We start from the raw sequence: 15307 nt of genomic DNA, 5'->3' as shown, positions 1-15307 counted from the left end.
TGCCTATCGGCTGTAATCACCGTTTTTGCCACCACTCTTGGAATTCAGCATGGTTGGACCGATAATCATATCTTTTTGCATGGCCTTGCACATGTCATAGACCGTCAGTGCTGCAGCTGAGGCAGCCGTGAGCGCCTCCATCTCAACACCCGTTTTGCCTTCGGTTTTGACAGTAACTTCGATGTGTAATTCATCCACTCCGTTATCATGAAAACGAATATCCACACCCGTCAGTGCCAGTGGATGGCACATCGGAATCCAGTCCGACGTTTTCTTCGCGCCTTGAATCCCGGCAATCTGAGCCACAGCCAGAACATCACCTTTGCCGATTCGGCCCTCCCGAATCGCTTCCAGTGTATCTGGATTCATCGTCACTTTGGTTACGGCCACAGCCGTACGTACGGTAATTTCCTTACCTGAAATATCAACCATCCGGGCCCGCCCCTGTTCATTAAAATGGGTCAGTTTGCCACCCGAAGCCTGGCCGTTGTTCACTTCTGAACTCAATCACATCACAACCCTTTATTCGATATGTAATATACCTTCGGTTGTTATCAACAGATCAATCCGCAGATCGAGCAGGTCCATCGGGATCTCCTCTTGTAACTGACCCGGCAATACCATCGCAGCCATCAACGGTTTCTTGCCCGTCATCACACATGTTGCTGCAAGCATCTCGGCAAAACGATCATAATAACCGCCACCATAACCAATACGCCCGCCGTGGAGATCATAACCAAGCCCCGGTACCAATACGAGATCGATATCCGGCCAATCATCAGGCGTCAGGACTTCACAGGAATCCTTAGGTTCGGGTATCCCCCATATGCCTGGCTCCAGATCTTGTTCTCCGGTCACTCGCCGTAGCTCCATTCGAGGTGGATTCGCCAACACTTTTGGTGCAAACATCACATCTCCATGATTCCAGCCCTCTTGAAACAGAAAAGCTGTGGACGCTTCGCTTCCATAGGACAGATAACTGAATATGACGAGTGGTTTGTTCACAACCTTGCTCTTGGCCTGTCTAAGGCGCTCCAGCTCCCGCTTCACTCCAGCATTAATCTTAGTCATCGCCTGCTGATGCATGCTTGCATCCATCAGATCACGGCTCTGTCTTAGTCTGGATCGAAGCTGACTTTTCAGTTCCGCATGATCCTGCATATCCTTGAATAACCTCCTGTTGATAGGGAAGGTAGAAAAAAGCTCTCATTAAAAACAATTTATATGTTATGACCAGTTGTCATCTTGTTGAAATGGTTAAAATGATTCATTTTCTGCAAAATCCTCATGTAATAACATGCCTTCTTTCAGTTTATCATTGATTGATCAAAAAGACTACATGCCCCATGCGTTCCCAATCGGTGCAATTGCTCTGTATTTCATGTAAACTGGGATATAGTTGTCATATCAAGAACTGGACCTATGGAGGAACTTAATTTTATGCTGCTGCAAGTATCCGGAATTATCAAACGTTTTGGTGTCGATCCAATCCTGGACGGCGTGAACTTACAAATATTAGAACGCGAGCGCATCGGCCTCGTTGGTGTAAACGGTGCAGGGAAATCCACTTTGCTCAAAATTGTAGCCGGCGAAACGTCCTATGACGGAGGACAGATTTTCAAGTCCAAAGAAACGACGCTCGGTTACCTCGCTCAGAACAGCGGGCTGCAATCCGACCGTAACATCTGGGAAGAAATGATGAACGTCTTCGCTCACCTGACACAGGCTGAAGCTGATTTGCGTCAGATGGAACGTGATATTGCCGACCCTGCCCAGATGGAAGACGAGAAAAAGTATGCTGACCTGCTGGAACGTTATGCGAAACGCTCCGACTGGTTCAAGGACCATGGCGGTTATGAGATGGAAACCCGCATTCGCAGCGTACTGCACGGGATGGGATTCGGCGAATTTTCGCCAGACACTCCCATTGCTACTCTGAGCGGCGGGCAGAAGACACGCCTTGCGCTTGCTCGTATTTTGCTTCAGGCACCTGATCTGCTCATGCTGGACGAGCCTACCAACTATCTCGATATCGCCACCCTTACTTGGTTGGAAGATTATCTGAGAGGTTATTCAGGCGCACTGCTCGTGGTATCCCATGACCGGTACTTCCTTGATCGACTCGTAACAACCATCGTTGAGATCGAACGTCACCGCTCCAAAAAATATACGGGAAATTACAGCCGTTATATGGAGCTCAAAGCTGCCGAATATGAAACTCAGATGAAGCAATATGAGAAACAGCAAGGCGAAATCTCCAAGATGGAAGATTTTGTTCAGAAAAACATTGTACGTGCTTCGACGACCAAACGGGCGCAAAGCCGGCGCAAAGCCCTCGACAAAATGGAGCGGCTTGATAAACCGATGGGAGATTTGAAAAAAGCCCATTTTTCCTTCGAAACCGCCGTTATGTCAGGCAAGGAAGTGCTTCGAGTGGATCAGCTGTCTGTCGCTTATGACGAGGCTTCTCCATTGTTCCGCAACGTATCCTTCGATCTGCGACGTGGGGAAACGGTTGCTCTGATTGGACCAAACGGTATTGGTAAATCCACCATGCTGAAGTGTCTTACGGGAAGTTTACGTCCGGTAACCGGAGAGATCCAATGGGGAACAAAAGTGCAGATCGGCTATTACGATCAGGAACAGACTGGGCTCAATCCATCCAACACGGTTCTGGAAGAACTGTGGAGTGCCTATCCCGGGATGGAAGAAGCACGCATTCGGACCGTACTGGGGAACTTTTTGTTCAGCGGTGACGATGTGCTCAAGAAAATCTCCTCCCTCAGCGGCGGTGAGAAAGCACGTGTGTCTCTCTCCAAGCTGATGTTGAAGGAAGCCAACATGCTCATTCTGGATGAGCCTACGAACCATCTCGACCTGTTTGCCAAAGAAGTGCTGGAAGCGGCATTAATGGATTATGAAGGCACCCTGCTGTTCATCTCCCATGACCGGTACTTCCTCAACAAAATGGCTGAACGCATTGTTGAACTTCATCCAGGCGGCACAGAACAATATCTCGGTAATTACGATGATTATGTGGAGAAAAAACAGGAGCTTGAGGACATCGCACGTGAAGCTGCTGAGGCACGTCAGGCTTCGTCCAAGAACTCGTCCAAATCCGATCTGAACACAGCCACAACCGAAAAATCTGGAGCAGCTTCATTCGAAGCGGAAAAACAGGCGAAGCGTGAAGAGCGCAACCGACAACGCAAGCAGGAAGCTCTGGAACAACAGATTGCAGAGTTGGAAACAAAGATTACCGAACTTGAGGCACAGATGGCTCTGCCTGAAATCTATCAGGATTATATGAAGCTGCAAGAACTCCAGCAACAATCGGAGGAACACAAAGCAGAACTCACCAAAGCCTACGAGGACTGGGAAGAACTAGCTATGGAATAGTACGAATAGTACAGACTCAGACCATGGCTTGATCGCGTCATACAATTATAGTAGCACCACCGGCTGATTCCTTATTGGGATCAGCTTTTTGTTTGTTGAGGATGCGTATTGAAGCTATGCACCTTATCTTCTTTATGTTCCTTGAGATTGAACTCTAACATACGGAGGTTAGGGGAGCTGTTTTGACTTTTGTCAAATTTACTCGAATGAAGAGAAATATTTTTATCTCCCTGTCCCTCACACTTATCCACAAGAAAGCAAGATAGCAAGCACATTAATAAGCTTAATTATACAGCGGTAGAATAGCCTTTTGCACACAAAAACCATATTTATCCACCAAGTTATCCACTTTATCCACAACTTTGTGGATAGTAAGGAGTCATTCTATCCCCTAAACCCTTTTCGTTTCGAAAACTATGCTGGTTTGGCTTTGGGATAGTTACCCACAAATTACACTGGATATGTGGATAACTATAATAACACCTTGACAAATGCATCATTCCACTCCTCAATGTTCCTCCATAATAAGACAAAAGCAGACCTTTGTCGTTTAAGGCCTGCCCGTCATTTATTTACTATATGCCATGCATATTTACAACGAATTGCAATTGCTACTATTGCCGCTGTAGATGCGATCTGGCAAAAGATGTTTTACGCATGTGCTTCTTGTTCATGATGTTCGGAAGACTCGGCCTTCAGCCCAGCAGCATTACAAGCCGCTACATAAGCCAAACCGGCAGCCATGACGATATCATTATGTGTTGCTGTTCCCCGGAACTCACGTCCTGCACGCTCCACGGTAACTACAGCTTCTGCACTTGCACCCTCTCCACCACTCAAGGCATGCATCTCCATATCTACAAATGCAATATCATCGGAAATGCTCTGACCAATCGCACGGATGGTTGCATCCACGGGTCCACCGCCAACAGCAGAGTAAGATTGTTCTCCAGCGCTTGTGCGAATGCGAACGGCGGCCATTCGATCCGTCATGCTGCCGGCCGTCACCTGCAATTCAACCAATTCATAATCCTGTGCAGGAATATTCATGGTCTGGCTAACCATCTGTAATAACTGGTCGTCACTGACCACTTTTTGCTGGTCTGCGGTTTCTTTGAACACCTCATACAATTGCTCCATCTGTTGCTCATCCGGCTCAAAACCGTATTTGCGAACCCGATCCTTCAGGGCGTGACGACCGGAGTGTTTGCCCAGAATAATCATGCTGCGTGGAATACCCAGCGCTTCCGGGTCCATAATCTCATAGGTGCTCCGATTCTTCAGCAGACCATCCTGATGGATGCCAGATTCATGCTGGAATGCATTACGTCCCACCACTGGCTTGTTGTACGCAATCGGGAAGTGCATCGCACGGCTAATCTGACGTGAAGTCTCATACAGCTGATTCAGCTTAATGTTCGTCGTTGCACCAATTGCGTCTCCTCGAGTCTCCAGCGCCATAATTAGCTCTTCCAGTGCACAGTTCCCCGTCCGTTCTCCGATACCATTGATGGTCACTTCAATCTGGGTAGCCCCATTGGCAATCGCAGCCAAACTATTAGCTACGGCCAGGCCCAGATCATTGTGACAGTGAGCACTATAACGAACCTGATCGCCGCCTCTTGCACCCTCACGCACCCGGCGGAACATCTCGCCATACTCATGTGGCAGGGCATAACCGACCGTATCCGGCAGATTAATAATGCTCGCTCCAGCTTCAATGGCGACTTCAACCATTTCAATCAAATCGTCCATCTTGGTACGGGCAGCGTCCATGGCTGTGAACTCTACGATGTCCGTGAACTGGCGTGCATAAGATACCATCTCACGAGCGGTAGCCACCACTTCACTGCGCGGACGCCGCAGTTGATGCTCAATATGAATATCCGAAGAAGAGATAAACAGGTGAATTCGGCGCCGTGCTGCATCCGCTGTTGCTTGAACAGCTGCATCGATATCACCTTTGACCGCACGCGCGAATCCACAGATCTCCACGTTCTGCAACTGTCTCGAAATCGCCTGAACCGCCGCGAACTCACCTGGGCTGGAGATCGGGAATCCAGGCTCAATGACGTCGATACCCAGAGAAGCCAGTTGGTGTGCCAGTTCAATCTTTTGCTCGGGCTGCAGACTTGCTCCCGGTGCCTGTTCTCCATCACGCAGCGTTGTATCAAAAATCTCAATCATGCGTTTGTTATTAGTTGTTGTCATATCCATCAACCTCCATCAAATTTTTATAAATATTTCCGTTACGATCCACGTGCCACAGAACACCCGCTGATCGCATTCACTGTTGTTATATATTTTGTTTGTAAACGCGTATGTTGTTTGTAGCTTAGTCCTTGGTGATCAGTAATACCTGTTGAATGTTTCGTGCCTACACTTGTTGTTCAATGTTCATTACTGGTTCGTTGTATATCCTGCTTACCCTCATGACAGAGTGTACGTCGACTTACACCCTGATCCTCTGACTTTTCAATCTCCATATGGTTCTTCCCATGCCCACCCTGCTGCCGGCAGCAAACACAAATAACCCGCCATCTCATATAAGAGACGGCGGGTTATTATCCCCTCCGCGGTACCACTCTCGCTTGATGGGCCAGGCTTGCGCCGGACTCCATCCACCTCGTCGTCTCCGAAATCCACTGGATGTACGTACACGCACGACACCACTGGAATTCGGAGAAACACCCTATAACGGGGGTTAACCGTTGCTGTGTAACACATGTTGTTGTCCATCAGGACAACTGGGCGATTGATATCGTCCCCACGCTTCCACAACTCCGTTCCCGGGCGAGATTCGAAGGATTCCAGCCACTGCGTCGCACCACCCCGCAGCTCTCTGAGCGCTTTATCGTTCTACTGCTCCCGTTCATCACATTTATAATATGACCTAACTTCATTCATCCTTATTTTGAAAATCAAAAAAGCCTGCCACCTCATGCAATAATGCAAGAGACGACAGGCTGTTCACCTTCGCGGTACCACTCTTGTTGACTTCCTTCCTGTTCATTCAAGACAACCCCTGAATGCTTTCGCATATCCGGATCACTTGAAGCAGCCTGAAAGCCCCCTCAGTTATCGTCAGTCGATCCTTGTAATAACGGTCCTACCGACAACGGCCCATTCACGGAGGCAACCCGTAACCATGTACTTTGGGCCATGATCGGCCTTCGGATTCTCCCGGGGAGTCACCGTGTTCCATCGTTCCGCTTCCAGGTGAGTTTCAGGTTTCCTTCGACTGCGTTGCACCATACCGCAGCTCTCTAAGACCGGGAATGACCTTACTATTCCTGTTCATCGCGTTTATCAGTTCAGGAATCTGAATTCCTGTTTAAATTTGTAACTAAATATACATTCTTTACATCCCTGCTGTCAACTCTTAATCTCAAACTGCCTGTTTATATAAACTATAAGTGCGTGTTCAAAAAGATCGGTTTTCAGTACCGAGAAGATGGGATGAAGCTAGAAATGGAGTAGCGGAGCGTAGTCAAAACTACGTGAGCAACGGACATTTCGGCTGAATCCCATATTCGATGCTGATGATGCCGCTAGGCATCATTCGTAATCAAAAGCGGGCTTTTTGAACAACCTCTATAAGGACTGAACGGACCATTCCTCCAGAGAAAGTCCCGGATCTGCCTTCGCATCAAATTCAGCAATTTCTCCCCGCTGCCATTTCAGATACGCAGCTGCTCCTATCATGGCCGCATTATCCGTACAATATTCCATTGGCGGGATTAACAGTTCAAGCCCTTCCTTCGTGCATCGCTCCTGTAATGCCGAGCGTAACCCCCGGTTAGCTGCAACACCACCGCATAATAACAGTTGACGTGAACCATATTCACGAACTGCTCTAACGGCTTTCTCCACCAGTACTTCAACAACAGCTTCCTGGAAACCACGTGCAACCGCAGACGGCTCCAAGGTTTCTCCGCGCATTTTGGCCTGGTTGAGCACATTCAGTACAGCAGACTTCAGACCACTGAGACTGAAATCGTACGAACCTGCTTCCAGCCATACCCGTGGTAATGGCACTACATCCTCCGCTTCAGATGCCATTCGGTCCACATGCGGGCCACCCGGATAAGGACAACCCAATGCACGTGCTACTTTGTCATACGCTTCGCCTACAGCATCATCACGTGTACGACCAATCAGTTTGAACTTACCCTCGGATTCCATATGCACGAGTTCTGTATGTCCACCAGATACGACCAGTACCATAGCCGGATATTGCAGTTCATGAGTAAGTCGGTTGGCATAGATATGCCCCGCAATATGATGTGTACCAATGAGCGGTTTGCCCAGTGCCATCGCCATCGTTTTGGCCGCAACGATACCCACCAGCAGTGCTCCGACCAGCCCAGGCCCCTGTGTTACGGCAATTGCACTTAGATCACGTGGACGAATGCCGGACTGTTCGATCGCCTGTTCCAGCATCAACGTAATGACTTCAACGTGTTTGCGTGAAGCCACTTCAGGTACAACACCACCAAATGCCTTATGCGTCTCGATCTGACTTGAGATCAGATTAGACAGCACTTCCCGTCCATCTTTGACTACTGCTACCGATGTTTCATCACAGCTTGTCTCCACCGCCAAAATATAGGATGGTGCAGAATTTATTTTTTCATTGAGTTCGTTCATGAATCCAGTACGCTTCCTTCCTCTTCGCCGCTCCGGCCTGCAGACGGCAAGTTCGCCCACATAATCATCGCATCTTCCCCATTATCGGAGTAATACCCTTTACGAAGACCCGCCGATTCAAACCCTTTTTTCTGATATAAACGCTGAGCAATGCTGTTCGAGACTCTGACCTCCAGCGTCATTCGTTCCATCCCGAGATAAGCCGCTGTGCTCATTAATTCATCCAGTAACTTTTCGCCAAGCTTGCGTCCACGGTACGCGCCTCTGACTGCAATATTGGTAATATGGGCTTCATCCATGATTGTCCACATACCTGCATAGCCGATGGCTTTTCCTTCTAATTCCATCACAATATATTTAGCAAAATGATTGTGTGTCAATTCATTTTGAAATGCTTCTTCCGTCCAGGGCAGGGTAAAGGCCTCATGTTCAATCTCCATCACATCGGGAATATCCGCGAGTGTCATGAACCTGAACTGAAGCGTTGCTTCCTGCTTATTATTCGCCACATTGTCCATCTGCTTCCCCTCCCCCTTCAGCCTTTGCGCAGCAGATTGGCTTCCGCTTCAGACAACTGGGTGTAGTTCGGCACCAGCGCATGCACGTCATCACGCTGACCTGCAAGCAGCGCGGCGGCGCCAAGGCGCCCAACCCAGCGGCCTTCCAGCTCATAAGGTACGAGCTGGAGCGCCGTTCCTGCGGGGCAGCGAAGCTCCGCCGCTGCCGCAGCATGAGGGCCCGTCTCGCCGACGATCCAGACGGCTACGGGCCGCTCTTCCGGCGCCGCCTCCGCCATGCGGGCGGCGAGGGCTTCCAGCCATCCGTCCATCTTGCGGATGGCATCAGGCGCCAGACGCCGGGGCGCATCGCTCCCGGCGGAGGCAAACAGCGCGGTGCACGCTTGACCGCGCCGTGCATCCACAAGCGGAACGATCCAGTGGACAGGAGCAGCACTTGTGCTGTCCTGGTCCGCGGATGGCGTTCCGCCAGCCCCTGCTGCGGCATCTTCTGCCGCAGCTTCCGCCTTGGCGGCAAGGCCGCTGTGCCAGCCGCCCCAGGCGATGGCCTGAAGGCTGGACACCCCGGCTACGGGGATGTCCCACGCCCAGGCCAGTGTCTTCGCCGCGGTCACCGCAATGCGGATGCCCGTGTACGAGCCTGGGCCAACGCCAACGGCAATGCCGTCAAGTTGCCCAGGCTGTGTGTTGCTGGCGGCCAGCAGCTGCTCCATCACCGGTACGACGTGTACCGAATGGTTACGCTCAGCCCGTTCATTGCGCTCTTCCAGAAGCGCATGATCTTCCATCATCGCAGCTGCCATCACTGCGGTGGATGTATCCAACGCCAAAAACCGCTGACGCGGCTCTTTTTGTAAATCTTCCATCATCATTTGACTCCATTCTGTCTGAACTGTCGGCATATGGCTGCATAAGTCTCGCCGTACCCATCCAGTGTAATCGTTCGATCCTCCAGGCCCGTTGTTTCAATCTGCACATGCAAGTGCTCTTGCGGCAGCAATTCGGGAATGATACTCGACCACTCCACCAGACTGACTCCGGATCCATAGAAATATTCATCAAGTCCAAGCTCATCCGCTTCTTCCAGCGATATGCGATATACATCCATGTGATATAAAGGCAGACGCCCTTCGTACTCCTTAATTAGTGTGAATGTGGGACTGCTTACCACATCACGTACACCCAAATGCCAGGCAAATTTCTGTGAAAATGCCGTTTTTCCCGCGCCCAGATCACCATCCAAAGCAATCACCATGCCGGCGTTTGCCTGTCTGGCGAGTGCGGAAGCGAGTGCTTCTGTATCTGCAATGCCATGGGATTGATACACCCACTGCTCGTGCGTCTGATTCAATATTCGCCCCACCTTTGGCGGTCCAGCCGCCTGAGTTCACTTTGAACCTTATTATATCGGTCCCTTTCTTCCCCCGCAACATCCAAGGAGGCGAGCGGAAATATAACGTGCATTATTAGACGTGTCTCAAAACTCGCTTCCTTCGAAGTTTCAGACACCGATTAGGAAAAACCAAAAAACCGGCACCTCCCGGTACCGGCCGTGTTATACATATATTTCAGCTTTGATTCATTCTCGAATGCCTCAATAACGATATGCTACTTGTATCTACTCCTCCAAGCGATCCACACGAACCGTCTGGGTATTTCCCGGCCTGCTGCCAACCTGAACGGTTGCCATACCATTGGCTTCATCCACATTCTCGATCCAGACTGGATCTCCCTCCAGCGTAACGGCAATGGTATCCTTGGAATCATAGATCGCTTTGGCGCGCTTTGCATCCATCATCTTATTCATACTCCCCTTCCGGATCATCATGTGACTCTCGAACCATGCTATCTGTTGTACTTTCACCAATATAACCGTTATCTTCCGTAACCTGTCCCCCGCCTAACCCTTCATTCACCATCCGGTCAATGTCGAGCATGAACGACTCCCGATCAAGGGGCAATTCTTCCGAAGTGACCGCTTCCCAGTTTACAGCTGTAGCAGGTGTATAGAATTCTTCAGCACTTTCGGCTTTGGCAAGAGGATACGGAGAAAATGCATGCTTGTGTGCTTCTTCCTCATCACGTCTGTTCTTCAATATTGCACCTCCCGGCATATGTGCTGCGAGAATAACTACTTTACTTATCCCATGCTCATCTTCCTGTTGGAATCCGAAGCATGTTTCTGTTATCATCCCCGAGTCTCGCCGAACCATACGAATTCGTTCGGCTACAAGACGATTATCCCTCGCGCCAGATGCCCATACTATTAAATATAAATCCGTGTTCAAAAAGCCCGGTGATTCGTAATCAAAAGCGGAAATTTTTGAACAACCTTTTGAAAGGAGCCGACCTATGCATACCGTCTGGAAAGGTGCAATCAGTTTTGGCCTTGTGCATGTCCCTGTCAAAATGTTCTCGGCTACCGAAGACAAAGACATCTCGATGCGCTACATCCATAAAGTCTGCGGCAGTCCGCTCGCTTATGTCCGTCAATGTCCATCCTGTGAAGTGGACGTGAAGTGGGAAGAGATCACTAAAGGCTATGAATATGAAAAAGGAAAGTTTGTTCTCTTCGAGAAAGAAGAATTGGAAGCGTTAAATGATTCCACCAGCAAAACCATTACCATACTGGATTTTGTTGACTTGACTGAGATTGATCCGATTTATTTTCAGAAAACATATTACCTATCGCCCGATCAGGCTGGTGGAAATGCCTACCAACTGTTGATGAACGCCATGCGGGATACCGGCAAAATTGGCATCGCCAAAATCTCCATTCGCTCGAAGAGCAGTCTGGCTGCCATACGCGTGCTGGAAGATTGCCTCTCCATGGAGACGATTTTCTATCCGGACGAGATTCGTCCTGTCTCCCAGGTGCCCAACTTGCCGGAAGTGCAGAACGTGAATGAAAAGGAACTCACGATGGCAAAGTTGCTGATTGATCAATTGTCCACACCTTTTGAACCCGGTAAATATACCGATGACTATCGCAGCAAACTGCTGGACCTCATCCAGCACAAAGTGGCAGGCGAAGAAATCAAGATTGCTCCAGCCAAACCTGAAGCTAATGTGATGGATTTGATGGCTGCCTTGCAGGCAAGTATCGAGGCCGTGAAGCCTATTCCGGCTGACCCTGGGACAACAACGGCCAAGCCTAAGAAACGCGCACCGCGCAAAACGCCTGCGCAAGCGGTTGCCGGAGGAGAATCCGATACACCTGCTACACCAGCCAAAAGAAAAAAGGCGACACCTAAACCAAAAGTTTGAATGTCGCTAAGGCAAGACCGATTCCGTTATATGCATGTGTAATGCGTTCAACTCAAGTCCGGCTTTACAGTCGGATTTTTTTGTTTTACAGAACTATTGAAGCAGTTCTTGTCAACAAAACTCCAGTTTTAATCGTAAAATACGATTGACGAAAGCTGATTTATATTTTATATTAACTTATGAAAAGTAACTTATTTATAAATATACAGTCACGCTGTAATTCTGCTTCAACAATATGCAATTTCATAATCCGTTTTCAACGCATACAAGCAACCAAACGCTAAGCCCTATTATCTATAGTCACATAATCAGGAGGAAACAATCATGAATACAACATATCAAATCCCTGCCACAACCCATCTGGGTGAAGTGAGTCTGCGAATTATGAACCTAGACCGTTCAATTAAGTTCTATACCGAAGTGGTTGGATTAAAATTACTGGAGCGTAGTGGCAAAGTGGCCACGTTGACAGCCGACGGAAAACAGTCCCTGCTGCGATTGGAAGAGCTCACGGATGGAATTACCCTGCCGGAACGCTCACACGCTGGCTTGTATCATTTCGCCATCCTGCTGCCTGACCGCAAGTCCCTGGGTCTTGCTCTTCGTAATCTGGCTGCATCCGGTATCGATATCGGCCAAGGCGATCACTTGGTCAGCGAAGCCTTCTATATCTCCGATCCCGATCAGAACGGGATTGAGATCTATGCCGACCGTGCACGTGATACCTGGAAACGGGATAGCGACAATAACTACGTGATGGCAAGTGATCCTGTTGATGTGGAAAGCCTGTTTGCCATCTCGGAGAATGAACCTTGGCAGGGCCTGCCTGCTGGCACCGTTATTGGTCATGTACATTTCCACGTCCGAAGCCTGGAAGAAGCACGCAACTATTACACCGGCATACTCGGTTTTGATATCGTGGGTAACTTCGCCAACATGTCAGCACTCTTTGTATCCGCAGGTGGCTATCATCATCATCTGGGACTTAATATCTGGGCGGGAGTGAACGCACCTGTTAATCCAGATAACGCTACAGGAATTGACTACTTCACCATTGTGTACGCCACACAGGAACAATTGGATCAGGCACTTGAACAATTGCGTCAATCCGGTGCAGTCGTTACCCAAGTGGAGGGTACCTGGTTTACGGTAGACCCACAAAATATTCGTATACGTCTGACAACTGCGAACTGATTTTGTTTAGGCGTTACAATATGCTTGCTTAACCTCATTTTATTAAGCCCGGGTAACTGATTTCTCTACATCACAGAGAGATCAGTTACCCGGGCTTTTTGAGTTGGCTTTTATAAAACTGGCACAATTGGTGCATTCTAACCAATACATAGACAAGATATGTTAAGGAGATACCTCATGATCGAAAAGGGACGTTTGACTGTTAGACAGCTCGCTTCACTCATGTTCCTGTGCACCATTGGGGAGCAGATTCTGGTCTTCCCTTCCATGATCACATCCTACGCTCATCAGGATGCCTGGTTATCAGCCTTATTGGGAGTCGCAGGGGGCTTGGGAATACTCTTCATTATGCTAGTTGCCTACAAACTGCATCCCCGGTTGAATCTGATTCAAAATGCTCTTCGAACACTGGGACCCTGGATCGGAACCTTGTTTGGCTCTTTTTATCTCTTTTATTTCCTGATCAGTACCTCAACGTTCATTAGGGAGATTGGCGATTTTATGTCTACTCAGATCTTGCCGGAATCTCCATTACTGATTCTGCATTTGGTTTTTATGTGTGCGCTTGTCTGGGGGCTTCTGTCGGGTCTGGAGAGCATTGGTAAAACTGCTGAGGTCTTTCTTCCTCTGATCGTGTTGTTTCTACTTATTCTGACGGTGTGTCTAATCCCCCATATACGTTTGGCCAACATCCAACCTGTGCTGGCACAAGGGTTTCTTGATCCATTCAAAGGTTTTGTTGCTGTACTCACATATCCCTACTGCGAGTTGTGCATCTTCATGATGCTTTTTCCCTACACTAAAAATGAGCCCCATCTGGAGAAGGACATTCTGTTAGCAGGGATGATTGGCGGATTGTTACTCACACTGACGCTAAGTATGTGTCTGCTCGTTATGGGACCATGGATGACCCAGCATCACTGGTTCGCTTCATTCAACCTTTCACAGAAGATCAATATCGGAAACTTTATGCAACGCATCGAAGCTTTCATAGCATCGGTCTGGATTATCGCTGTTTTCTTCAAAGCCGCTCTGTTCTTTTACGGTTTTGTCCTGGGCGTCGCTCACCTGTTTCGCTTGTCCAGTAACCGTTCGCTGATCCTGCCGGGTGCCATGCTTATTCTCGCCATGTCTATTCTAATCTCTCCAAACGAGAACTTTTATCTCAAGGTCGTTATTCCCTATTGGATTGATTGGGATCTGACCTGTGGTATAGCACTTCCGTTACTGCTCATTCTGGTGCATCATATGAAGTCCCGCTTCAAAAAATATAGTAAAATTCCGAATTAACCTGAGCTAATTGGTGTACGAGAGAGGAGTTCCCCATGTTCAAACCGCTGATTCCGTTCGAACCCATATCCAGAGATACTTTGCCCACAGGGCCGCAATGGATTGCCCAGATCAAGTGGGATGGAGTCCGTATGCTTGCCTATGAGGACGGGCAGGAGCTGCGTCTGGTGAATCGCAGATTACATGATCGAACCGCACAGTATCCCGAGCTGGTAACACCACGCAATCTATGCTCAGGCTCCTCCTATATCTTGGATGGAGAAGTTATTGCGCTGGACCCAGACACCGGAAAACCTTCGTTTTATCATGTTCTGCGGCGGGATCGGATGAGCAGACCCGAAGGTATCGCCCAAGCCATACATCAGATTCCGGTCACATATATGGTATTTGATATCCTGTTCTATGAGGGGAAATGGGTGACGGATCAGCCTTTGGCGGATCGACAGCGCCTGTTGCACGAGGTCCTTAACACCGCTCCCCATGTTCAGGAGGTCACCAATACACTTGATGCCGCTTCCCTGTTTACGGTCATGAGACAACATCAGATGGAAGGCATTGTCTGCAAGGATCTCACCAGCAGTTATGGCATACAGGGCAAGGATCAGCGCTGGCAGAAGGTCAAAATCATGCATGACGTATATGCCATGATCGGGGGAGTCACGTACCGGAGCGGTATTGTGAATGCAGTTGCGGTCGGTGTATATGACGGGCCTGATTTTGTCTATATTGGTCATGTTGGGACTGGCAAACTGAACTCCAATACGTGGCGGGAACTCACACATCAAGTCGAGCCTCTGATCAGGCAGGACAGACCGTTCCATAATGTACCCGAGCGCAGTGCAGAGACCACCTGGGTGGAACCGCGAATAGGAGTCAAAGTGCAATATATGGAGCTGACTCATCATAACACTCTACGCCACCCCAGTATTCAGACCTTCGCGGATGTAACCCGTGAGGATTGTCTGGCGAACCAGCTTCTTCCATGATGA

14 protein-coding genes and 2 other annotated features are annotated in these 15307 nt (G+C 49.0%); of the genes, 5 read left to right on the top strand and 9 right to left on the bottom strand.

Annotated elements, in window-relative coordinates; translation table 11 throughout:
• Positions 1–3 precede the first annotated feature (3 nt).
• Together moaC and MHH25_RS06845 are read right to left on the bottom strand one after the other, a co-directional pair.
• A complete protein-coding gene (gene moaC / locus MHH25_RS06850) occupies positions 4–507 on the bottom strand; it encodes a cyclic pyranopterin monophosphate synthase MoaC (protein WP_223869015.1) in 504 nt (167 codons plus the stop codon).
• Positions 508–522: 15 nt separating this feature from the next.
• Entirely contained in the window at positions 523–1161 is a 639-nt protein-coding gene (locus MHH25_RS06845; protein WP_076251475.1) for a 5-formyltetrahydrofolate cyclo-ligase, read from the bottom strand.
• A 279-nt stretch (positions 1162–1440) separates the two neighbouring features.
• Between MHH25_RS06845 and MHH25_RS06840 the strand changes: the two genes are divergently transcribed.
• Complete coding sequence (locus MHH25_RS06840) at positions 1441–3399, top strand: ABC-F family ATP-binding cassette domain-containing protein (protein ID WP_340019561.1); 1959 nt, start codon at positions 1441–1443, stop codon at positions 3397–3399.
• A 651-nt stretch (positions 3400–4050) separates the two neighbouring features.
• On the opposite strand, the gene MHH25_RS06835 is transcribed toward MHH25_RS06840, so the two are convergent.
• The 7 genes from MHH25_RS06835 to MHH25_RS06805 form a co-directional block, all read right to left on the bottom strand.
• The gene (locus MHH25_RS06835) at positions 4051–5610 is read right to left on the bottom strand and encodes a 2-isopropylmalate synthase (protein ID WP_036668956.1); all 1560 of its coding nucleotides are present in this window, start codon (positions 5608–5610) and stop codon (positions 4051–4053) included.
• Between the two features lie 335 nt (positions 5611–5945).
• Positions 5946–6284, bottom strand: a binding site (T-box leader).
• A gap of 66 nt (positions 6285–6350) precedes the next feature.
• Positions 6351–6709 (bottom strand) — a binding site (T-box leader).
• A gap of 284 nt (positions 6710–6993) precedes the next feature.
• Positions 6994–8049, bottom strand: a complete 1056-nt coding sequence (gene tsaD / locus MHH25_RS06830; RefSeq protein ID WP_340019560.1) for a tRNA (adenosine(37)-N6)-threonylcarbamoyltransferase complex transferase subunit TsaD — start codon at positions 8047–8049, stop codon at positions 6994–6996.
• On the bottom strand, positions 8046–8567 hold the full coding sequence (rimI, locus tag MHH25_RS06825) for a ribosomal protein S18-alanine N-acetyltransferase (RefSeq protein ID WP_340019559.1): 522 nt from the start codon (positions 8565–8567) through the stop codon (positions 8046–8048). Before rimI ends, tsaD begins: the two co-directional genes overlap by 4 nt.
• A 17-nt stretch (positions 8568–8584) precedes the next feature.
• Positions 8585–9433 (bottom strand): tRNA (adenosine(37)-N6)-threonylcarbamoyltransferase complex dimerization subunit type 1 TsaB, encoded by an 849-nt coding sequence (tsaB, locus tag MHH25_RS06820; protein ID WP_340020462.1) that lies wholly within the window; start codon positions 9431–9433, stop codon positions 8585–8587.
• A gap of 2 nt (positions 9434–9435) precedes the next feature.
• Positions 9436–9918 (bottom strand): tRNA (adenosine(37)-N6)-threonylcarbamoyltransferase complex ATPase subunit type 1 TsaE, encoded by a 483-nt coding sequence (tsaE, locus tag MHH25_RS06815; protein ID WP_340019558.1) that lies wholly within the window; start codon positions 9916–9918, stop codon positions 9436–9438.
• A gap of 267 nt (positions 9919–10185) precedes the next feature.
• On the bottom strand, positions 10186–10362 hold the full coding sequence (locus MHH25_RS06810; protein ID WP_026081228.1) for an H-type small acid-soluble spore protein: 177 nt from the start codon (positions 10360–10362) through the stop codon (positions 10186–10188).
• A gap of 4 nt (positions 10363–10366) precedes the next feature.
• Positions 10367–10663 (bottom strand): hypothetical protein, encoded by a 297-nt coding sequence (locus tag MHH25_RS06805; protein WP_076209630.1) that lies wholly within the window; start codon positions 10661–10663, stop codon positions 10367–10369.
• Between the two features lie 256 nt (positions 10664–10919).
• Here MHH25_RS06805 and MHH25_RS06800 point away from each other — a divergent pair, with 256 nt between their 5' ends.
• From MHH25_RS06800 to MHH25_RS06785, 4 genes are all read left to right on the top strand, one after another.
• Positions 10920–11834, top strand: a complete 915-nt coding sequence (locus MHH25_RS06800; protein WP_340019557.1) for a Ku protein — start codon at positions 10920–10922, stop codon at positions 11832–11834.
• A 324-nt stretch (positions 11835–12158) separates the two neighbouring features.
• Positions 12159–13028 carry a VOC family protein gene (locus tag MHH25_RS06795; protein ID WP_036611283.1) on the top strand — a complete coding sequence of 290 codons (870 nt, stop codon included), beginning with the start codon at positions 12159–12161 and terminating at the stop codon, positions 13026–13028.
• A 177-nt stretch (positions 13029–13205) separates the two neighbouring features.
• Positions 13206–14318: an endospore germination permease gene (locus MHH25_RS06790; RefSeq protein ID WP_340019556.1), complete on the top strand. Its 1113-nt coding sequence runs from the start codon at positions 13206–13208 to the stop codon at positions 14316–14318.
• A 35-nt stretch (positions 14319–14353) separates the two neighbouring features.
• A complete protein-coding gene (locus MHH25_RS06785; RefSeq protein ID WP_340019555.1) occupies positions 14354–15304 on the top strand; it encodes a DNA ligase in 951 nt (316 codons plus the stop codon).
• Positions 15305–15307: the final 3 nt, after the last annotated feature.

Origin of the sequence: Paenibacillus sp. FSL H3-0457, from assembly GCF_037981725.1 — a bacterium.
GTDB lineage: Bacteria > Bacillota > Bacilli > Paenibacillales > Paenibacillaceae > Paenibacillus > Paenibacillus amylolyticus.
Note: the sequence above shows the minus strand (reverse complement) of the source record. Positions and strands in the feature narration are given on the sequence as shown.